This is a genomic window from Streptomyces sp. NPDC001714, from assembly GCF_042892755.1.
Lineage (GTDB): Bacteria > Actinomycetota > Actinomycetes > Streptomycetales > Streptomycetaceae > Streptomyces.
Genome location: NZ_JBIAUL010000012.1, coordinates 332,091 through 353,118 on the forward strand (window position 1 = coordinate 332,091; position 21,028 = coordinate 353,118).

Consider the following 21,028-nt stretch of genomic DNA (forward strand, 5'->3'; position numbering starts at 1 on the left):
ATGGCAGGGCGCAGGTCAGGGGCACAGGGCCGGGGATCTGACCGAAGAACGTGCTCGTGGATTGCCCGTCCGCTACGGGGTGCGTAGCTTGTGGGCCTCACGCCGCGTACACGGGGATGCGGTGCAGGGGGGGTTGTTGATGGCGGGGCGTCCGGAGAGTCCGCTGGATCCGAGTGCGGGGCCGGTGGCGCGGTTTGCTGCTGAGTTGCGCAAGGTGCGGGCGGAGGCCGGCAGTCCGACGTACCGGGTGATGGCCGAGCGCGCGAATCAGGGAGCGAGCACGCTGTCGCAGGCAGCGGCTGGGGAGCGGATGCCGACGCTGCCGGCCGTACTGGGCTACGTGCGCGCCTGCGGCGGCGATGAGGCGGAGTGGGAGGGGCGGTGGCGTGAGGCGGCCGCAGAAGCGGCGGCCCAGCCTCGTACCGAAGATGAGGAAGCCGCGCCCCCGTACCGGGGCCTGGCCCGCTTCGAGCCCGGTGACGCCGACCTGTTCTTCGGCCGCAGCGAGCTCGCCGACCGGCTGCTCGACCTGACGCGCTCCCTCCGGTTCACCGCGGTCTTCGGCCCGTCGGGCAGCGGTAAGTCCTCGCTGCTGCGCGCCGGGCTCATTCCGCGTCTGCGCAATCTCGGCCCCGCCGGTCCGCGGCCGGTCGCCGTGCGCGTGCTCACTCCCGGCGAGCACCCTCTCGGCACCCACGCCGAGCGCTTGAGGCCGGCCGACGGCGACGGTGACACCTGGCTGATCGTGGACCAGTTCGAAGAGCTCTACACCCTCTGTGCCGACGCTGCCGAACGCAACGAGTTCATCGACCAGCTCCTGAGCGCCACCGGCCCGGGCACCCGGCTGCGGGTGGTCATTGCGGTCCGCGCCGATTTTCTCGGCCGCTGCGCTGAACATCCGGGGCTCACCGCCGCCTTGCAGGACACGACGCTGCTGGCCGGGCCGATGGGCCAGGACGAATTACGGGAGGCGATCGTCAAGCCCGCCCAGACCGCGGGGACGATCGTGGAACGCATCCTCACCCAACGCATTCTCGATGAGGTGGAAGACGAGCCCGGCGCCCTGCCGCTGATGTCCCACGCCCTGCTGGAGACCTGGCGCCGCCGCAAAGGCCGGGCCCTCACCCTGGAGGCGTATCAGGCTGCCGGCGGTCTCAACGGTGCCATCGCCCGCACCGCCGAAGACGTCCACTCTCAGCTGCCCCAGTCGCAGGCCGACCTCGTACGCCGCATCATGCTCCGCCTGATCACCCCGGGCGAGGGAACTCCCGACACCCGACGGCCTGCTCCTCGCGCGGAGCTCGACTTCGGCGACCCCGACGGCACGGCCAAAGTCCTCGAACGCCTCGCCCGCGCCCGCCTGCTGACCCTTGAGCAGGACACCGTCGACCTGGCCCACGAAGCTCTGATCGCCGCATGGCCCCGGCTACAGGCATGGATCAACGAAGCACGCGACCGCCTGCGTCTTCACCGTCAGCTCACCGAAGCCGCACGGACCTGGGACGCCCTCGACCGTGACCCGGGCGCGTTGTATCGCGGTACCCGGCTCACCGCAGCCGAGGAGACCTTCCTCCACACGGACGTGGAGAGCGACCTCACGGCTCTGGAGCGGGAGTTCCTCGTCTTCAGCACCACTGCCCGCCGCCGCGAAGAAGAAGCAGCCGACCGCACTACCCGTCGCCTGCGCCAGTTCACCGTGACCTTGTCGGTCCTGCTCGTGCTCGCCCTCACCGCCGGACTGATCGCGTGGCAGCAATACCGGGTCAGCGAGCAGCAGCGGCACCAGGCGCTCACCGCACAGCGGATGGCCGTTTCCCGCCAACTCGCCGCGGAGTCCGACGGTCTCATCGGGACCAACCCTGACCTGGCGTCTCTCCTGGCGGTTCAGGCGTACCGGACCAGTCCGACGAAGGAGGCCATCGCCAGCCTCTACGCTGCCGCGGCTCTCCCCCTCCAGCACCGCCTGACCGTGAACACCGATGGTGTGACGTCGGTGGCGTTCAGTCCGGACGGCCACACCCTGGCCACCGGCGAGTCGGATACGACGGCTTGGACACTCGATAACAAGGTCCGCTTGTGGGACACGGCGACGGACAAGCTGCGCAGCACTCTGAATGGACCCATCGATGGCGTGGCATCGGTGGCGTTCAGCCCGGACGGCCACACCCTGGCGGCCACCGGCGGAGCCGACGACGTCGGCGCGGTCTGGCTGTGGGACACGGCGACGGGCAAGCTGCGCACCACCATCAACGGACACACCGACACCGTCGTGTCCGTGGCGTTCAGCCCGGATGGTCACACCCTTGCCAGCAGCGGAGATGACGGGTCGGTCCTGCTGTGGGATGTGGCGACGGGCAAGTTGCGCACCACCCTGAACAGACACTCCGACATCCTCACGTGGTACACCAAGTCGGTGGCGTTCAGCCCGGACGGCCGCCTTCTGGCCAGCGGTGGAGACGATACGAAGGTCCGTCTGTGGGATGTGGCGACGGGCAAGTTGAGCGCCACGCTGAACGGACACACCGACGCCGTCGAGTCGGTGGCGTTCAGCCCCGACGGCCATACCTTGGCCAGCGGCGGAGCCGACCACACAGTCCGGCTGTGGAACCTTGCCACCGGCGGGCTGCTCACCACCCTGAACGGACCCACCGACACCGTCAACACGGTGGCGTTCAGCCCTGACGGCCGCGCCCTGGCCGGCGGCGGAGCCGATGAAAGGGTCCGGCTGTGGGATGTCACTCTGTCGGATCCTCTCGCAGCCATGAGGAAGATCAACCAGGCGGTCCACAGGTCCCTGACTCAGAGTGAGCGCTCGGCGTACCTGGCTGACCAGCTTGAGACTGCCTGAAACCGCGCCCCGATCAGAGCCCGACGGGCCGGTCGCGCCCTGTCTCAGCCGCATCGCCCCGGACGGAACGGCTCAGGCTTGTACCGGGTTCCGGTTCAGAAGGGGGACAGTTGGTCTCACTGTTTGGTCATGCGCTCATGCCGGTCCGCCGATGTCGAAGCGTCAGCGAGTGAGGGTGACAGCGACGGGCGAGGCGGGCCTGGCTGCCGCCGTGGAAGGTCAAGGCCTTGCCCACGCGGCTCCCGTCTGCGCGGACGACCTGGACGGTGTCAACGACTCGCCTGGGCAGCTGCCTGTTTGGGTGGAACAGTCCAGGTGTGAGTGGCGGTCGAGAACCGGATCAGCGTCCTGCGTGCGGGGGCCGGGCTGCCGGCCCGCTTCCCCTACGTCGTCCCCGTCCTCGATGCGCCGCTGGCCGGCCTGCTCCACCGCGGCCCCTCCGCACCCGCGTTGCGCCGTCCCTCGCAGCGGCGCTCCGGTCAGCGGTCCACGGCGGGCAGGTGGGCCAGGCCGGTGTCGAGCATGATGCGGTCGACGGTCTCGTGCAGTGTGCTGTCGGCGCCGATGACGGTCTCGGCGCCACCGGGCAGGAGATCGCGTGCCCGGTACCAGTCGCGCAGCTGCGTCTCGGTGACGTCGTCGGCGATCGGCTTGGTGGCGTGCCGGGTGAGGGTTTCATCGAACGGGACGTCCAGGTAGTAGCCGTGGGTCGGGCCGCGGTGGTCGGCGCGCAGCCCGGTGAGCATGTCGCCGTAGTGGTCGGTGTAGAGGATGCCTTCGACGACGACGTGGAATCCGGCGTCCAGGGCGTGGCGCGCGGTCAGGTCGATCAAGCCGATGTTCGCGGCGCCGGGCCGGTCGCGCTCTCGGAGCACGATGCGGCGGAGATTGTCCTGGGCGACCACGGCCAGGCCGCGGCCGAAGCGCTCGCGCAGACCGGCCGCGACGGACGACTTCCCCGAGGCGCTGTTGCCGCGCAGGACGACCAGCCGGGTTTCTTCGGTGCCCACCATCACGGCGGTCACGTTACCCACGGCCGGTGACAGTGCCAGGGGGTTTCCGGGACTGCGTCGGCGCAGACGCCCGGACGGGTGACTTCAACCCTCGCATACGCGAGCGGATGTATATCCATTAGCGAATAACTTGACCATATTCTCCACTGCTTAACGAGTACTCATACGTACCCCGCTCCATTGCGGTTCGGCCGCCTCCTGGGCACCGGGGCGAGGCCCGGCGGGGCGATCCTTGTCACCGACACCTCGCACGTTCAGATCGACGGCGAGGACGCGAGTCCGGGCGCGGTGCGGGTATGCGTCCGCGGCTATGCCGCCTTCCTGCGGGTGCCCCGCATCCCCGACGGCCTGGACTGCCCGCCCACCGACCGGCCGTTCGAGCCCAACCTCGCCGGGCTGCGGCACCTCGGCCACGCCTGCATGAGCGCCTTGCAGAACGGGGCCGACCAGCACCACGTACAGGCCCGCGCTCACCGGCGCCTGAGCCTGAGTGGAGCCCGTGGGGCGGCGTCCCTGCCGCCCCACGGGCTCACCGTGCCATGCAGGCTGAACCACGACTGATGTTCACTCGTACCCCTTGTCGTACGCCTGACCGCCGGCCGCGGGCAGGACCACCCGGAAACGGAGAGGCAACGTGCCACAGCAGCCACGAACCCAGCACGCCGGCCGCCTGATGCGCGGCGCGACCCTGGCCGCGACCCTGGCGATCGCCCCGTTGACCGCAGCCTGCGGCGGCGGTGACGACGCAGACTCGGAGCGCGAACAGTCGAGGGTCTCCGTGTCGGACGCCCCCGCGAACGGCGTCGTGGCCCCGGCCAAGGTCGAAGTGATCGCCAACCTGACCGGCTGCAAACCCAAGATCCGCATCAACGCCACGGAACTGCGCCAGGGACTGTGCCACACGAAGAAGGTCGACTACCTCATCACCACCTTCCCCACCGACGAACTCAAGGAGACCTGGCTGGACTCCGCCTCCGGGTACGGCGGCAAGTACCTGGTCGGCACCCGCTGGATCGTCAGCGCCCAGCCGGAGATGCTGGACGGCTTCCGCGACAGACTCGGCGGCACCATCCGGCAACTGCGCGGCATCGGCCCGGCAGTGGAACCGAGCGCGTCGTAGCGCATGAGTGCCGCCTTGGTACCGACGGCAACGACCCGCCGCCCCAGGACTTCCCTTTCCGCTCCTCCTGGGAGCCCGTACTCATCGCCCCGGAAGGATCAGTAGGGCCGTCGGCGTGCGTGATGTGTGTGGGGGGGATTGATCGGCGGGACGTCGACGAAAGGTCCGTGCCCGGGTGGAACACGTCATCGGCCGGATGAAGAACTACAAGATCCTCCGCGACTGCCACCGGCGCGGCGACGGCCTCCCTCACGCGGTCCAGGCCGTCGCCCACCTGCACAACCTCGTCCTCGCGTCATGAGCAGACGCGCCCGCCAACCGCTTTGACCTGCCCACACTCAGCCTTGTGCAACACCCTTGAAGGGTTGTCCCGCTTGTCGGGTGGCGGGCGGGAGGGTCCGTTCGTAGATGGTCCCGCCGGGTGTGAACCAGCCCGCCTTCTTCCGCACCGCGGGGCTCGGGTCGTTGGCGTGGGACGCCTTCAGGGCGGCGAGGGCGCGTGGATCGGAGTGGGCGAACTTGCCGACGAGTTCGGCAGCCATGGCCCGGACGTGCGGGTCGGGGTCTGAGACCAGGTGGTGCAGCGAGGGTTCGAGGACCCGGTCCGGGCCAGGTGCGCAGGTGTCGCCCTTGCACCGGTCACAGGCCAGGGCGTGGAATGCGGCGATCCTGACGCGGGCGTCCGGGTCGTCGGCCATGGCGACGAGTTCGGCCATCGACTCGGTGTCCACCAGGTGATCGAGAAGGCGGCAGCAGCCCTCACGGACGGCCGGATTCTCGTCACGCAGTCCGGCGCGGACGGCACTCAGTGCGGACTCTCCGCGTCGCAGCAGCTCGTGGTATGCCGCAACGGTGCGCTGAGGGTCGCCCAGGCACGCGACGAGGGCTTCGTTGTCGGTCCTGACGAATCCGAGCATGACCTCAGTTTCGAGGCACGAGGTGAACCCCGGCAAAGGGATTTCTACGCCCACGAGGCACAGGCGGCCCCTGCCTTCGAAGGGACCCGGTGTGTGATCTCGCAGGGGGATGATCTCCACCTGGCGGGTGTGATCACAGCAGCGGAGCCGTCCACGTGACCGTCAACGCGACCATCGTTCACTGCTCGACTCGGGCTGACGCTCTGAGCAGTCCCGGTACTTGATGGCGGAGAGGATGCACGACGTCGCCCTGTTCGACAGCGCCGGTCAGCTCCTGGCCGAACGGCGATGCCGCCGGCTACAGGTTCCTGCTGGACCGGCTCGCCGGGTACGGCGAGCCGAGGAGAACCCGATCCCAGTCGCGAACGAGACGTCCCGCAGCCTGCTGGTCAACGTGCTGCGGACCGGGGAGCGAAACGTGTTCGCGATCAACCCGACGGCCGCCGCCCGCTACCGAGACCGGCACTCGGTCTCGCGCAAGAAGTCCCGTCCCGGTGATGCCATGGTTCTGGACCTCGTCCAGGCGCAGGCGCCACCAGTTCGCGTCGAAGGTCATCCCCGCGGGTGACCGCGGGGCTTTTCCGGCCTGGCACAGGTGCACCAGGGCGAGCACGTCGTCACATGCCGGCGAGGTGGAGCGCTCGGCGTTGAGAAGCGCGGAGACAGCCGGCTCACTGCGGTGCGGCGCCGGGCCAGACGGCTCTGCGGGACCTGGCATCCACGGACCAGGCGCCGCAACAGGCGGAAGAAATCGGCGACTGTCCCGGACGGCTCCCCCACCGTCGCCCCTGCCCTTCCCCCGCCTTCGGCGTGATCCTCCGCAGACCAGGCCCTGAGCTGTGTCGATCACCCCTGTCCCTCGGCCCGGCGGTGGAGGCTCGAGCGGGACCATATCTGTCATGTTCACATCTTGACGAGCTTGGTATAGACCTTTTACTTTCCCCATGTCAGGTCGCCCTGACTTGCGTCCTGTCGGTGTCCCACCACACCTGCATGCCACCTCGGAAAGGCTTTCCCACCCCCCATGGCTGCTCGCTCCTCCTTCCTCAGCACCGCGTTACGCGGTACCCCTGTCATAGCCCTGCTGGCCTTGCTGCTCAGCCCGTTGACCGCCGCACCGGCGGCCGCGGCGACCGGCACCGTCACGGGCCTCGCCGGCAAGTGCCTCGACGTCGCCGGCGCCGGCACCGCCGACGGCACCCCGGTGCAGCTCTACGACTGCAACGGCACCAGCGCCCAGCAGTGGACCCCGGGCGCCGACAACACCTTGCGCGCCCTGGGCAAATGCCTCGACGTGACCGCCAACTCCACCGCCGACGGCGCCAAGGTCCAGCTGTGGTCCTGCACCGGGGCCGCCAACCAGCAATGGACCGTCACCGCCGCCCACGACATCGTCAACCCCGCGGCGAACAAGTGCCTGGACGTCACCGACCGCTCCTCCGCGAACGGTGCGCGGATCCAGATCTGGAGCTGCACCGGCGCCGCCAACCAGAAGTGGAACGCCCCCGCGGACCAGACCGGCGAACAGTGCTGGGCCACGCACTACGGCCCCCAGCCGGCCGGCGCCCTGACCGCCAGCGGCGAGGTCTTCGACAACAACGCCGACACGGCCGCCACCTCCCTCTCCCGCCAGCCCCAACTGCCCTTCGGCACACGCGTCCAGGTCACCAACGTCGCCAACGGCCGGTCCCTGACCGTTCGGGTCAACGACCGTGGCACGTTCGTCCAGACCCCGCAGGAGCCCAAGTGCCTCGATCTGACCGACGGCGCGTTCAGCCGGCTCGGCGGCGTCCTCGACCCCGACGCCGGACACATCGTCGTGACCCAGCAGGTCCTCGGCTGACACGTCTGCCTCCACAGACCGGTCACGCGACTCCCACCCCCCTCGTTCCACGTCAGGAGCAGCTCTCCATGCGCCTTCCTCTCCTCATGTCCCGCCTCCGCGGGCGCACCGCCCTCGGCCGGCTGACGCTGGGCGTCGTCCTCGCCGCCGTCCTGTCCGCCTTGTTCACCGTCGCCCCGGCTCAGGCGGCGACCGGCCAGATCACCGGGCTGGCCGGCAAGTGCGTCGACGTGGCCGGCGCGAGCAGCGCCAACGGCACCGCCGTCCAGCTCTACGACTGCAACGGCACCAGTGCCCAGAGCTGGTCCAACAGCGGCGACGGAACCCTGCGCGCCCTCGGCAAGTGCCTCGACGTGGTCGACCGCGGCACCGCGGACGGGGCCGCCGTCCAGCTCTGGGACTGTTCCGGCGGAGCGAACCAGCAGTGGGTCGTCACCGCCGCCCACGACATCGTCAACCCCGCCGCGAACAAGTGCCTCGACGTGCGGGACAACAGCAGCGCCAACGCCACCCGCCTGCAGATTTGGACCTGCACCGGCGGCGCGAACCAGAAGTGGAACGCCCCGGCCGGTGACGGCGGAGGCGGCAACCCGTCCGGGTTCGTCGTCAGCGAGGCGCAGTTCAACCAGATGTTCCCGAACCGGAACGGCTTCTACACCTATCAAGGCCTGACCGCCGCCCTCAGTGCCTACCCCGGCTTCGCCACCACCGGCAGCGACACCACCAGGAAGCAGGAGGCGGCCGCCTTCCTCGCCAACGTCAGCCACGAGACCGGCGGGCTGGTGTACGTCGTCGAGCAGAACACCGCCAACTACCCGACGTACTGCGACTGGAGCCAGCCCTACGGCTGCCCGGCCGGTCAGGCCGCCTACTACGGGCGCGGCCCCATCCAGCTCAGCTGGAACTTCAACTACAAGGCGGCCGGCGACGCGCTCGGCATCGACCTGCTCAACAACCCCTGGCTGGTGCAGAACGACTCGGCCGTCGCCTGGAAGACCGGCCTGTGGTACTGGAACACCCAGAGCGGACCGGGCACGATGACCCCGCACAACGCCATGGTCAACGGCGCCGGCTTCGGCCAGACGATCCGCTCCATCAACGGTTCCCTGGAATGCGACGGCCGCAACCCGGCCCAGGTCCAGAGCCGCGTCGACGCCTACCAGCGCTTCACCGCGATCCTCGGCGTCACACCCGGCGCCAACCTGTACTGCTGATCACCTCCGCGTGCTCCTGAAGCCGGCCGGGCGTGCGGCTGCCCGGCCGGCTCCGGGGTCGGGGCGGTCAACTCCCCCGCCCACGGCTCAGCTCGGCAGTTTCCAGTTCTGCGCCGCCGTGCCGTTGCAGGTGTACAGCTGAAGCTGGCTGCCGTTCGTCGTGGAGGAGTTGGGGTCGTCCAGGCACAGGTTCGACTCGGGGTTGACCAGCGACCCGTTGGTGCCGGCGGTCCACTGCTGGGCGCCGGTGCCGTTGCAGGTCCACAGTTGGATCAGGGTGCCGTTGGTGGTCCCGCTGTGATCGGCGTCCAGGCACTTGCCGAGGGCCCGGATCGTTCCGTCACCGGCGATGATCCAGTCCTGGGCGTACGTGTCGTCGCAACCCCAGATCTGGACGTGGGTGCCGTCGGTGGTGCCGGAGGACGCGACGTCCGCGCACAGGTTCGAGGCCACCGCCGAGGTGAGCGTGCCGATCCGCGGCGAGGCCGGCGCCGTGGTGTCCCCCGCGTACGAGGGCGGAGCCGCGGTGGCCGCGGTCGCCCAGGACGTGTTGGCGCTGGTGCCGAGGGTGAAGTCCAGCGTGCCGCCGGCCGTGATCGCCGTGGTGGGGGCGTAGGCGTTGTTCCACGCCGTGCCGTTCCACGCCGCGGACTGGACGTACGGGGCGTTGTCGGCTGCGCCGTTGCCGTTGATCGTCAGCGTCCTGCCCGAGGGAAGGGTGACCACGGCCTGCGTGAACAGCGGTGAGCCGAGGGCGAGATCGGAGGTGCCGGGCGTCTCGGGGAACATGCCGAGCGCCGACCACACGTACCAGGCACTCATCGCCCCCAGGTCGTCGTTGCCGTCGGCCAGGCCGCCCGGCGTGTTCGACCAGATCTGGTCCTGGATCGCCCGCACCGTGCCCTGCGTCCTGTAGGGCTGCCCTGTGTAGTCGTACTCCCACGGAAGTTCGATGCTCGGCTCGTTGCCGACCCAGGCGTAGCCGCCCGCGCCGGTGTAGCTGCGCAGCACCGTGTCCAGGTAGTGGTTCATGGCGGTGTTGCCGCCCTTGGCGCGCGCCAGCCCACCGATGTCGAAGGGCACCATCCCGGTGTAGATCCACGAGTCGGCCTCGACCATGTCGGTGCCGCTGGTGGGATCGAAGCCACCGGTCCACGAGCCGCCGGCGTTGCGGGGTTCCACGAAACCGGAGGCGGGGTTGAGGACGTTGCGCCAGTCCTGCGCACGGTTGGCGTACGTCTTCTGGTTCGCGGTGTCGCCGAGGGCTCCGGCCATCGCGGAGATCGCGAAGTCGGCGGTGTCGTACTCCAGGGTGGTGGCCACCGGGCCGTAGAAGTTGCAGCAGCCGTAGCTGCCGTCGTGCGGCATGTATCCCGGTGAGTTCAGGTAACCGAGGCCGGGCCGGTCGTTGTTGGTGGTGCTCGCCTGCCTGACCATGTCGGCCAGGGCGGTCGTGGTATCGAAGTTCCGGGCGCCGAAGGCGTAGTAGTCGGCGAGGATGGCGTCCGCCGGATCACCGACCATGACGTACGACTCCCCGTTGTTCTCCGACCACTTGGGGAAGATCGCGGTCTGCGCGTAGTCGTCGACCATGGACTGCGCGGTGTCCGAGGCGACCTGGGGAGCGACGAGGGCTTCGAGCTGGGCCTGCGAGCGGTAGATGTCCCAGCCGGAGTAGTTCGCGTACACCGCACCGTGCCCGGCGTCCACGGTGTGCGTCTTCCCGTCGAAACCGAAGTACTGGCCGTTGCTGTCGCTGATCACGTTCGGGTGCAGCAGCGAGTGGTAGAGCGCGGTGTAGAAGCTCTGCTGCTGCGCGGCCGTCCCGCCGGCGATCTGCACCTTGCCGAGCGTGCTGTTCCACGCGTTCTGCGCGGCCGTGCGGGTCGCGTCGAAGTCCCAACCCGTGTTCTCCGCAGTCCGGTTGGCGACGGCGCCCGCGACCGACACGTAGGAGATGCCGACCTTGGCCTGCACGACCGGGTTGCTCGTGGTGTTGAAGGTGACGTAGCCGTTCGAGGCGGCGGCCTCGGGGGCAGCGCCGTCCTTGGCGGACTTCGTGGACTTCGACTCCGCAGTGCTGGGGTTCTTGCCGTGCAGTACCGGCTCGTTGGGCTTCTCGGCCGCGTTCTTCGAGGCCCTGGCCGTTGCCGGAGAAGTGGTGGTCGACGCCTTGGCGAGCGAGCTGCCCTGCGAGGCGAAGGGCTGGTCGAAGACCATGTCGAAGTACACGGTGTACGTGTTTCCCGCGCCGCAGAAGTGGCCGCTGGTGACCTGCCCGCTCACCTCCGTGTTCGACACCTTGGTGAACTGGGTCGAGCTGGCACCGTTCTGACTGCCCGTCAACTTGAAGATGAGGTTGGCCTGGCTGGTCGAGGGGAAGGTGAAGCGGGCCATCCCGCTGCGTGTCGTGGTGGTCAGCTCGGTGGTCACCTGGTTGGTGAGCGCGACCTTGTACGACCCGGCGGAGGCCGACTCGTTGGCGTGCGAGAACGCGTCCGTGGCGCCGGTGTTCACGGCTCCCACCGTGGGCAGCACCGGTATGTCACCGGCCGCGCCGCAGCCGGGGCCGGCGATGTGGGTCAGGCTGAAACCGGTGATCGACGAGTCGTTGTACTCGTAGCCCCCACCGTCGGGACGCGACGGCGTGTCCGGGCTCCACTGGACCATGCCGAACGGGACGTCGGCTCCCGGGAAGTCGTCGGCCTGGTTCGACGTGCCGATGAACGGATTGACGAGCGTCGCCGGCGAGGTGACGAGCGCGGCCTTCCCGGCCGCCCACGCGGGCGTGCACAGTCCGGCCGCGGCCAGGGCCGCAGCCGCGAGGAGACCGATCGCCATGGTTCCGGGAGGTCTCGACAGTCGTGTGATCACGGGGGTTTGCTCCTCTACTCGGAAGTGGAGGTCCGACAACGTTGTCGGCGTGTCGAAACAGGGGTGACAACGTTGTCCAACCATGGAGATGAGACGCCTGAGCTGCGAACGCCTCGAAGGGACCCCTGGACTGTCGGCGCCCAAGGGGGACCGCGGGAGCTTTTCGTGAAGCTAGCCACAAGGCAGGGACATGTCAACGACTGCTGCAAGCCGGTCCGTTGGGGATGCCACCACGCTGGTCCGAGGTACAGATGTGACGACAACTCCATCAGCCGTCCGGCTGAACCGCGACCGTTCGCCGGACCGAGCGACAGGCTACGGTGGCGCATCCGGCGCCGAGGGAGGCAGTACATGATCGACGTCGTCTTCGGAGTTGACGTTGGCACCTCCAGCACCAAGGGCGTGGTGGTCGACGCCGCCGGCCGCATCCTGGGCGAGGCGGTACGCGGTCACGTGGTCGACCGTCCCCGGCCGGGGCACGTCGAAATGGACGCACAGGTGTGGTGGGACGAGTTCGTCTCACTCGCGGCCGAGCTGCTGGACCGCGACGACATCACCGTCCGGGCCGTCGGAGTCAGCGGCATGGGCCCGTGCACCCTCCTGGTCGACGACGCGGGAGAGCCGGTGCGTCCGGCGGTGCTGTACGGCGTGGACACCCGCGCCGAGGAACAGATCACGCGGCTGAACCGGGAGTTGGGACCGGACACGATCTTCCGCCGGTGCGGGTCGGCGCTGTCGTCCCAGGCCGTCGGGCCGAAACTCGCCTGGATCCGCGAGCGGGAGCCCGAGGTGTGGACACGCGCCCGCCGCCTGCTCATGCCGGCGTCGTGGCTCGCCCACCGGCTGACCGGCGCCTATGTGCTGGACCTGCATTCCGCCAGCCAGTGCACCCCGCTGTTCGACATCCACGAGCAGCGCTGGATCCCCGAATGGGCCGAGCACATCGCACCTGGCATCGAACTCCCCCCGCTGCACTGGCCGGGCCAGGAAGCCGGCCGGGTGGACACGTCCGTCACGGGCATCCCCCCCGGGACACCGGTCATCGTGGGGACGATCGACGCCTGGAGCGAGGCCATCAGCGTCGGCGCCCACGGCGTCGGGGACCTGATGCTGATGTACGGCACCACGATGTTCCTGGTGAACACCGTCGACCGGCTCGTGACCAGCCCGTCCATGTGGTCCACGGTCGGCGCCCTGCCCGGCACCCGTTGCCTGGCCGGAGGCATGGCCACCTCCGGGGCCGTCACCGACTGGCTCGGGCACCTCTTCGGCGACGTCGGCCCCGGTCTGCTGTTCGGCGAGGCGGCCGCCTCGCCCCCGGGTGCGAACGGCCTGGTGATGCTGCCGTACTTCGCCGGGGAGCGCACCCCGGTCATGGACCCCGACGCCCGGGGAGTGGTCGCGGGCCTGACGCTGAGTCACACCCGGGGCGACCTGATGCGGGCGGCGCTGGAGGCCACCGCCTACGGGGTCCGCCACAACGTCGAGACGATGCTCGCGGCCGGCGCCGACATCCGTCGGATCGTCGCGGTCGGCGGCGGTACCCGGGGTGGACTGTGGCCTCAGATCGTCAGCGATGTCACCGGTCTCCAACAGATCGTGGCCCGCACGACCATCGGCGCCAGCTACGGTGCCGCCTTCCTCGCCGCCGGACTGATCGGCCGGCCGGACATCGAGTCCTGGAATCCGGCGGAATCGGTGGTCCGCCCCGATCCCACCACCTCGGGTGTCTACGACCGCCGGTTCGCCCAGTACCGGGACCTGTACGAGACCACCACCGCGGTCACCCATGCCCTGGCCCGCGACCAGAACAACCACCGTCCAGAAGACACTCCGTGACATCGCCCGACGCCCTGCCCGCCGCGTTCCGCGTCCGGTCCTTAAGCCGGACGGCGACCGTCTCGCGGGCCGTGGTCCGCGCGAGGCGGCGGACGCCGCGGCCGGCAAGCTGCCGGCCGCGGGCTGCGTGGACCTGCGCCGTCCGAGCGTGCGCTCAGACGGCCGTGGCCTCGGCGCGGACCGGCGCGCGCATCGGCGTGCGGCGGCCGGTCCGCTCCTGGGTGCGAGGTCTAGAACTCCTCGACGAAGTAGGGCTCGACGGTCATCCAGCCGTTGCCGGAGGCGCCGTTCAGCCTGCCCGTGGAGTTCTGGGCGAGGGTGTACCAGGACTCCACGTAGTCGGGGTCGTCGGTGAACCAGCTGTCGGGGATCGCGCTCAGGACCGCGTTCACCAGCGGGATGTAGGTGCCCTGGTCGGTCACGGTGAGCAGCGCGGTGGTGATCGCCTGCGCCAGCGCACGGTAGTTGGTGCCGTCGTCGTCCTCCATCATGACGACGTCGGCCAGGTTGTACTTGTAGTTGGACCAGTTGACCAGGATCTGGTTCGGGTAGTAGACGGTGCCGTCGTAGTCCAGGTAGGGCATGTCCACCGAGTCCACGCGTGCCGTGCCGTCCTGGCCGAACCCGGTCACCAGCGAGAACATCTCGGCGGCGCCCTTGAACCAGGGCTCCTGGTCGTCGTTCACCTCGACGGCCGTGACCTTGGTCGCCCACCAGCCCGCCGCGCTCGCGACGGCGGCGTTGTTCGCCGTCTTCGGCGAGAGGGAGGTCAGGCCCTTGTCGGCGAAGGCCTTCTGCAGCACCTTGAGGCCGGCGCGGTGAGCCTTGGTGACGTCGATGTCCAGGATGTACAGCGGGCGGTCGGGGACGCGCGCGGTGTCGACGGCGTGGGCGTGGCCCTGGCTGTCGTACGCCGTGATGTTCCTGGCGTCGTCGTCGGCCGCGGCGACGGCGATCCACGGAGTGACCTGGGCGTGAAGGTGTGACCGCATGGACGGCGCGCCCAGCCGGATACGCAGTAGTGACCCGGTCGAGCCGGGCAGGCCCTTCAGGCCCGCGATGCGACGGTCCGCGGCGGAGACGGCAGCGAGGAGGTTCCGGCCCGCCGGTTCGGCGGTGCGGCCCGCCAGCGCCTGGAGGTCCACGTCCTCGGTACCGAGCGCGGCCGCACGGACCTGCTCGCGCCACTGCGGGTCGCGCAGCGAGGCCGACAGCGTCCGCGCGATCTCCTGTTCGGTCGACGACACCGGAGACGTCCGGAACGTCGTGTCCCGGCCCCCCGCGTCCCGCACCGGCGCGGCGATCGCCGGCTGGACGGAGCCGCCGATGACCGCGGACAGCATCACGCCGATGAGGACGCCGCGTCTCTTGCTTGATCTGCTCACCATGCTCCTTGTGTTGTCGGTCGCCGCCGCGCTCAGGGTGAACGGGCGGCCGCCATAGGGGTGATGGGCCCGGATCCGAGTCGCATTGTCCGGGACATGACATAACAGACATGACATACAAGAAAGCGCGGGATGAACGGGCGTCCGCGCATGAGCAGGGCCTCATCGAGGCCAGGCCGGTTCGCCGCACGGGCCGCGGCTCAACGGGAGCCGGTGCACCCGGAGTCGCGGCCGGGAGGCTCGGCTACCGGGAGCTGTCGGCGCTCGGCCGGCCGCGAGGACTGCTCAGCGAACCGAGCATGATCTTCTCGGTGCCGGCCAGATACGTCTCCGCCGCGCGCCGTGCCTCCTCGACGTCCCGGTCGACCACGGCCCGCACCACCGGCGCGAGCCGGTCCGCCGCCCCCGCCGCGTCCTCGAACGGCGCCCGCAGCGCGGCCCGTACCGGAAGGTAGGCGTTGAACAGCGTGTTCGTGAGGAGCAGATAGACCCGGTTGCCGGTGGCCCGCGCGAGTTCGCGATGCACTTCCACGTCGGCGAGCTGGACGGCGTCGGTGTCCGGGCCGTCCGCGACCTGACGCAGCAGTTGCTCCAGCCGTCGGGCCTGTCGCTCCGTGCGCCGGTCGGCCGCGCGGCCGGCGATCAGGGTGCCGATGTGCCGCCGCACCTCGAAAACCTCCCGCAGCCACGTGGGGTCCTGTGCGGCCAGCATTGGAAGCAGGTCGGCGCCACCGACCCGCAGGTAGTCCAGGATGCGCGTGCCGATGCCGTGCCGGGTGCTCAGCAGTCCCGCCTGCTCCAACCGCATCAGCGCGTGCTTCAACGTCGTACGGGTGACCCCGTACCCGGCCGCCAGCTCCCTCTCGGGGGGCAGCAGGGATCCTGGTTCGTGCGTGCCGCTCAGAATGTCGTCACGCAGCCGTGCTTCAAGCAGGTCGACCACGGTTCGGCGCGGAATGCTTTCGACGGCCACGGAGGATCTCCCAGGCTTCGGTCAGTGGTCAGCGGCTCACTGGTCTAGCGGCCCACTGGTTCAGCGACTTCTTGGTCTAGTGGCTCAGCCACTGCCTCAGTGAAGCAGTCCCCCGACCGTCGCGTCAATTACCCGGTGACGCAGAGCAGTTGAGCTCGATGCGCATGCGAGGGGGCATGCGCAGGCAGGGGCAGGTGAGCCGATCCGGGGCCGTGCCGGCCCCTGCGCGTTCCCGTGGTGGTCAGCGGCCGGTGGAGGCGGGGCCGTTCTCGGCCGGGTCCAGGCCGGCCATCAGTTCCGCGAAGGCCCGCACGGCCGCCGGGGAGGTGAAGAGCCGGTCGAGGCGAGCACGGGCCAGCCGGTGCAGGAAGGGGCCGCAGTGGGTGCTGTCACCGGCGTCGTGGACCGTCCGGGTCAGCCAGTGCGAGAACTCCTGGTCGCTCCAGACGCGCCGCAGGCAGCGGTCGGAGTAGGTGCGCAGTGCGGTGTCGTCCCCGTCGCGGACGTGGTCGCGGACGGCGCGGGCGAAGAGGTCTGCGTCGTACAGGGCGAGGTTCATGCCCTTGCCGCCCATGGGGGACAGAATGTGGGCCGCGTCCCCGACGAGGAACAGCCGGCCGTACTGCATGGGGTCGGTCACGAGACTGCGCAGCCGGAAGGTCTCGCGGTCGGTGACCGGGCCCGCTGCCAGGGCGGGATCGGCGAGCCGGGTGCGCAGCGCGTCCCAGACCCGGTGGTCGGGCCATGCGTCGGGGAGGTCGCCGGGCGGGCACTGGAGGTAGTAGCGGCTGCTGTGCGGCCCGCGGGGGAAGTGCGCGGCGAAACCCTGCGCGCTGACGGCGAGCAGGGGGTGGGCGGGGGGCGGGGCGTCGGCGAGGACGGTGAGCCAGCCGATTCCGTGGTCGAAGGTGTGGGTGGTGAGGTGGCCGCTGGGGACGGCGGTGCGGGTGACGCCGTGGTCACCGTCGCAGCCGGCGACGAAGGCGCAGGTGATCGCGTGCCGAGTGCCGTCGGCGGAGCGGTAGCGGACCACCGGCCGCTCCCCCGTCAGGTCGTGCAGGGTGACGTCGGCCGCCTCGTAGCGCAGGTCGCCGCCGTCGGCGAGGTGGGCGGCGGTGAGCCGGTGCACGAGGACCTGCTGGGGGCACAGACGCGCCCCGGGGCCCTCGCCGCCGCCGCTGTCGTCGACGAGGTGGCTCTCGCCGTCCACCCGGAACTCCAGGATGCCGTCGTGCGGCGGCCCGTCCAGCACCAGGCCGGCCAGCCCCCAGGACTCGAACATCCGCACGGCGCGGGCCTCCACGATGCCGGCCCGCTGCCGCTGCGCCACGTGCTCGCGGCTGCGGCGCTCCAGGACGACACAGTCCACGCCGCACCGGCGCAGCAGAGCGGCGACGGTCAGCCCGGCCGGGCCGGCGCCGACCACCACGACGGTCGCGGACTCCCGCACCTCGCCCAACTGCCGCTGCATCTCGGCCACTTGGCACCTCCGGGGCCAGCGTAACCGGGCAGTGGACGGGAAGCGACGTGCAACAGTCCCGGGCCGTCGCAGGACCGTCGGCAGGTCGGCGGACCAACAGCCGCGGGCGACCGTGAACCGCGCTCCTCCTGAGGCCTTCACCTGTGCCCACTTCACGGAGAATCCGACGCCGCTCCCGAAGCCGACCAGGCTTCACACGCCGCCGCGGGTCTTCCGTGTCAGGACGGGGCGAGGACGCAGAACTCGTGGCCTTCCGGGTCGGCCAGGCATGTCCACGGGACGTCGCCCTGGCCGAGGTCGAGATCGGTGGCGCCCAGGGTCCTCAGCCGGACCACCTCCGCCGCCTTGTCGTCACCCGGGTACGGCAGCAGGTCGAGATGGACGCGGTCCGGAACGGTCTTGGTGTCAGGCGTGCGGAGGAACTCCAGATACGGGCCCACGCCCTTGGCGGACCGCAGCACCGCATGGTCGTCGGTCACCTCGTGCAGGTTCCAGTCCGTCGCCCGGCCCCAGAACCGGGCCATGGCGCGCGGATCCGTGCAGTCGACCGCCACCGCGGCGATCGGCCCGGTGTCCCGGTAGACCTCCCGAGGCTCCAGCACGCAGAACTCGTTGCCCTCCGGGTCGGCCAGGACCGTCCACGGCACATCGCCCTGGCCGACGTCCGCGTGCGTCGCACCGAGCGCCTCCAGGCGCTCGACCAACTCCGCCTGATGGGCCGTCGACGTGGTGGCCAGATCTAGGTGCACACGGTTCTTCGTCGGTGTCTTGGGTTCCGGTACCGCAACGACGTCGACGCCGAGACCGACCGGATCCGGCCAGACGAGGCCGCCTGCGGGTCCGACGTAGGTGGTGGCGCCGGAGCCGTAGGCACTCCAGCCGAGCGCTTGCGCCCAGAACCCGCCGACCGCGGGGTGGTCAAGAGCCTTGATGTTCACCATTACAGGTCGCAGTGCCATGGCTACGATCCTATGCACCCGCTCTGCCGGAGGGGCAGGCGAGTGAAGACGCCGACCTGAGCTTCGCTACCTGGTCAGGACACCGAGAACCCGACCGCGAGACGCCCCGTCGACCAGGGCTGCCCCTTAGTATCCGGCGACTGCGGCACGTGGCGAGCGAACAGCTCGGAACCCGGCCGGCGCTGCCGCCCGGCGCTCAACCGCCGTAGCGGCTACGCGGATCCTCGGTGATCCGCGACATCAACCCGCTCGAGTCCTCCGGTCGCGCCGCCACCAGCGGACGTTCGGTCCGAGGATCGTAGGCAGCCGACCCGGTCGCCTTCTCGACGGTCGCCGCCCCCGATGCCGGTTTCCGCGTGGCTCAGCTCCCGCGACTCCTGCTCGTACTCCATGATCTCCACTGCGCCCAGCAAGGTCCGAGCCTGCGGTCCGATGACAGGGCGAACGTTGCCTGATGCGGCACCGGCCCGCTCAGGAGGACACGCAGCACGTCATGTGCTGACCGTCGCGGTGTCTCGGTCCGACCGGGCCCGCCTTCCATACCTCCGTCACCGAATATCCCACCACCCCCCGCCGGATGCGTCAGGCGTCGCCGTCCAGGTCGGTCCGGTGGCGCAGGACGCGGAGTGCGGAGCCTTCGAAGGCCATCTCGTACAGTTTTCCCCGGGCGTTCTCGAACGGGCGGTGGAGGATCAGCATGAGTTCGCCGTCGAAGGTGTCGAAGAGCATGCCGTGGCCGCTGTCCTCGCGGACCAGCGGGCGTCTCTGTTCCCAAGGACCGGCGATCGTAGCGGACTTGGAGACGGCGTAGGTCTGGACGTAACCACCGGTGAGGGTGCCGTCGGGGGCCGGGGTGTCCTTCTCGTACGTCGACCACAGCATCAGCAGGTTGCCGTCGGGTGCACGGTGCAGTTGGGGACCGTCCGTGATGTACGGCGCGAGCTGGTGAGGGAGGCCGGCCGGGATCTGCTCGGTGAGCCAGGGAGCGTCCGACGCTTTGAAGAGGAGGACCGGGTCGCCGGTGGTGGCGGAGAGGTCCGGGCTCAGGCGTACGGCCTCCATCGTGCCGTCGATCGTCTGGAGCCACTCGTGCGCGTAGACCAGCCAGGGCTGCCCGGAGGCGTCGACGTGGAGCGTGCCGTCGAGCGCCATCAGGTGCTCGGGCGTGGTGGGGCGGGAGGGGTCGAGCACCGTGAAGGGACCCAGGAGCGAGTCGGACACCGCGACGACCGTGCCGCGCATGTGGGTGCGGACCGGGAAGGGATTTCCCCAGCGGCCCGGCGCGGGCACCGGAAGCGGCTTCGACTCGTCGTGGAGCGTCGTGAACAGGTAGTACCTGCCCTCCCATGCGTGCACTTCCGGTGCCCACGCGCCGTCCGTCGCCCAGTTGCCGTCCTGCTCGGCGGTCAGGAAGACCACCGTGGGGCGGGTCCAGTCGCGCAGGTCGTGGCTGCGGTAGACCATCGTGCCGGTGCCGTCCACACCCGACATGGACGGCTCGTTGGACGTGTAGAGGTAGTACCTGCGGGATTCGGCATCGGCCACGACGAACGGGTCGTGCAGAGGCATCCCGGGAAGCCGCATCGGTTCGGTCTCAGCCACGGGCGGAGCATACGGGCCGGTGCGGACAAGGGGTGCGGGCGGGCATGGCGGGCGGACCGATCAGCCGAAGTGGATCAGTGGCACCCCGCAGCGCGCCCCGCCCGTCACCGCCTGAGCCCCAGCCCCCGAAATGACCTGTGCAAGAGGCCATTTGGACAGGGAAAACGCAAGTTCGACATGGCCCGCGGAGGCAGCTACCTTCACCTGGTCTTCGGCGGTCGCTCACGGCCGCGCAGAGGTTCCTTCAGGCTGAGCCACCCGCGACGGATGAGTCGGAGACGTCCCACGAACCCTCGCCCGCACGCGCAAGCCACCGACCCGGGTCTGCACCAGGCACCCCAACCAGGAAGAGACGCATGCCCCATCTTGCTCTGTACACGTTCGGCGTCCTGAAGTCGCCTCTCGCCGATCCCGCGCCTCTCACCCGCGAGTTCTACGACAGTGGTGAGGCCATCTACCGGAAGATCAGTCAGCACCCCGGATACCTCGCGCATGCCGAAGCAGCAGAGGGTGCCCGGGGCGTGCTCTTCGAGGCGGACTGGGGTGCATGGGGGGAGTTCGCCGTACCGACCTGGTACGGCAAGGGCCGTACGGTGGAAACCACCGCCCTGGCCGCGACCCTCTCACTCTGGACCGGCCTGAGCCCCGCCTTCGACGCCATCTACACCGGTCTGCACCGTGCGGCGCTGAACAGGCGTTACGACTGGTTCGAGAGGACAGGACACCCGAGTTACGTGTTCTGGTGGGTCTGCGACGGCGCGATACCCACCTGGCAGGACGGGGTCTCCAGGCTGGAACACCTCCACGACCACGGCTCCGCGCCGCACGCCTTCACCTTCCACCACTCGTTCGCCCCAGATGGAACTCCGACCAGGATCAAAGGCATCGGGCCGCAGAACGACCAGGTCCACTGACAAGGAAGCCCGAACGACGGGGTCCGCTGTCGAACGCAGCCCGCAGC

15 protein-coding genes and 2 pseudogenes are annotated in these 21,028 nt (G+C 69.8%); 9 read left to right on the forward strand and 8 right to left on the reverse strand.

The features are described 5' to 3' along the window. The first annotated feature begins 214 nt into the window (after positions 1–214). Positions 215–2,848, forward strand: a complete 2,634-nt coding sequence (locus tag ACFY0P_RS30260) for a hypothetical protein (protein ID WP_388920024.1) — start codon at positions 215–217, stop codon at positions 2,846–2,848. Between the two features lie 479 nt (positions 2,849–3,327). On the opposite strand, the gene ACFY0P_RS30265 is transcribed toward ACFY0P_RS30260, so the two are convergent. Next, positions 3,328–3,861, reverse strand: a complete 534-nt coding sequence (locus tag ACFY0P_RS30265; RefSeq protein ID WP_388920027.1) for an AAA family ATPase — start codon at positions 3,859–3,861, stop codon at positions 3,328–3,330. A gap of 180 nt (positions 3,862–4,041) precedes the next feature. Between ACFY0P_RS30265 and ACFY0P_RS30270 the strand changes: the two genes are divergently transcribed. The 3 genes and pseudogenes from ACFY0P_RS30270 to ACFY0P_RS30280 all read left to right on the forward strand — a co-directional run. Continuing rightward, positions 4,042–4,422 (forward strand): hypothetical protein, encoded by a 381-nt coding sequence (locus tag ACFY0P_RS30270; RefSeq protein WP_388919943.1) that lies wholly within the window; start codon positions 4,042–4,044, stop codon positions 4,420–4,422. A gap of 73 nt (positions 4,423–4,495) precedes the next feature. Further along, positions 4,496–4,981, forward strand: coding sequence for a hypothetical protein (locus ACFY0P_RS30275; protein WP_388919946.1), 486 nt, complete (start codon positions 4,496–4,498; stop codon positions 4,979–4,981). Between the two features lie 157 nt (positions 4,982–5,138). After that, a pseudogene (locus tag ACFY0P_RS30280) lies at positions 5,139–5,282 on the forward strand (transposase); the annotation flags it as partial. Positions 5,283–5,319: 37 nt separating this feature from the next. On the opposite strand, the gene ACFY0P_RS30285 reads toward ACFY0P_RS30280, so the two are convergent. Next, the gene (locus ACFY0P_RS30285) at positions 5,320–5,898 is read right to left on the reverse strand and encodes a HEAT repeat domain-containing protein (RefSeq protein ID WP_388919949.1); all 579 of its coding nucleotides are present in this window, start codon (positions 5,896–5,898) and stop codon (positions 5,320–5,322) included. Between the two features lie 223 nt (positions 5,899–6,121). On the opposite strand from ACFY0P_RS30285, the pseudogene ACFY0P_RS30290 reads away from it, so the two are divergent. The 3 genes and pseudogenes from ACFY0P_RS30290 to ACFY0P_RS30300 form a co-directional block, all read left to right on the forward strand. Next, positions 6,122–6,409, forward strand: a pseudogene (locus ACFY0P_RS30290) (transposase); the annotation flags it as partial. 513 nt (positions 6,410–6,922) lie between these two features. Then, positions 6,923–7,741 (forward strand): lectin, encoded by an 819-nt coding sequence (locus tag ACFY0P_RS30295; protein ID WP_388919952.1) that lies wholly within the window; start codon positions 6,923–6,925, stop codon positions 7,739–7,741. An 86-nt stretch (positions 7,742–7,827) separates the two neighbouring features. Continuing rightward, positions 7,828–8,955 carry a glycoside hydrolase family 19 protein gene (locus tag ACFY0P_RS30300; RefSeq protein WP_388920030.1) on the forward strand — a complete coding sequence of 376 codons (1,128 nt, stop codon included), beginning with the start codon at positions 7,828–7,830 and terminating at the stop codon, positions 8,953–8,955. Positions 8,956–9,042: 87 nt separating this feature from the next. Here ACFY0P_RS30300 and ACFY0P_RS30305 read toward each other — a convergent pair whose 3' ends face one another. Further along, the gene (locus ACFY0P_RS30305; protein ID WP_388919955.1) at positions 9,043–11,829 is read right to left on the reverse strand and encodes a lectin; all 2,787 of its coding nucleotides are present in this window, start codon (positions 11,827–11,829) and stop codon (positions 9,043–9,045) included. A gap of 351 nt (positions 11,830–12,180) precedes the next feature. On the opposite strand from ACFY0P_RS30305, the gene ACFY0P_RS30310 reads away from it, so the two are divergent. Further along, positions 12,181–13,668 (forward strand): FGGY-family carbohydrate kinase, encoded by a 1,488-nt coding sequence (locus tag ACFY0P_RS30310; protein WP_388919958.1) that lies wholly within the window; start codon positions 12,181–12,183, stop codon positions 13,666–13,668. Positions 13,669–13,898: 230 nt separating this feature from the next. Here ACFY0P_RS30310 and ACFY0P_RS30315 read toward each other — a convergent pair whose 3' ends face one another. The 5 genes from ACFY0P_RS30315 to ACFY0P_RS30335 all read right to left on the reverse strand — a co-directional run bounded on the left by ACFY0P_RS30315 (position 13,899) and on the right by ACFY0P_RS30335 (position 20,049). Then, the gene (locus ACFY0P_RS30315) at positions 13,899–15,056 is read right to left on the reverse strand and encodes a DUF3103 family protein (RefSeq protein WP_388919961.1); all 1,158 of its coding nucleotides are present in this window, start codon (positions 15,054–15,056) and stop codon (positions 13,899–13,901) included. A gap of 241 nt (positions 15,057–15,297) precedes the next feature. After that, a complete protein-coding gene (locus tag ACFY0P_RS30320) occupies positions 15,298–16,026 on the reverse strand; it encodes a FadR/GntR family transcriptional regulator (RefSeq protein WP_388919964.1) in 729 nt (242 codons plus the stop codon). A gap of 241 nt (positions 16,027–16,267) precedes the next feature. After that, on the reverse strand, positions 16,268–17,497 hold the full coding sequence (locus ACFY0P_RS30325; RefSeq protein ID WP_388920033.1) for a 4-hydroxybenzoate 3-monooxygenase: 1,230 nt from the start codon (positions 17,495–17,497) through the stop codon (positions 16,268–16,270). A gap of 227 nt (positions 17,498–17,724) precedes the next feature. Next, positions 17,725–18,465, reverse strand: coding sequence for a VOC family protein (locus ACFY0P_RS30330; protein ID WP_388919967.1), 741 nt, complete (start codon positions 18,463–18,465; stop codon positions 17,725–17,727). 582 nt (positions 18,466–19,047) lie between these two features. Beyond that, on the reverse strand, positions 19,048–20,049 hold the full coding sequence (locus ACFY0P_RS30335) for a glycoside hydrolase family 43 protein (protein WP_388920036.1): 1,002 nt from the start codon (positions 20,047–20,049) through the stop codon (positions 19,048–19,050). A gap of 374 nt (positions 20,050–20,423) precedes the next feature. Between ACFY0P_RS30335 and ACFY0P_RS30340 the strand changes: the two genes are divergently transcribed. After that, positions 20,424–20,981 carry a DUF3291 domain-containing protein gene (locus ACFY0P_RS30340; RefSeq protein ID WP_388919970.1) on the forward strand — a complete coding sequence of 186 codons (558 nt, stop codon included), beginning with the start codon at positions 20,424–20,426 and terminating at the stop codon, positions 20,979–20,981. Positions 20,982–21,028: the final 47 nt, after the last annotated feature.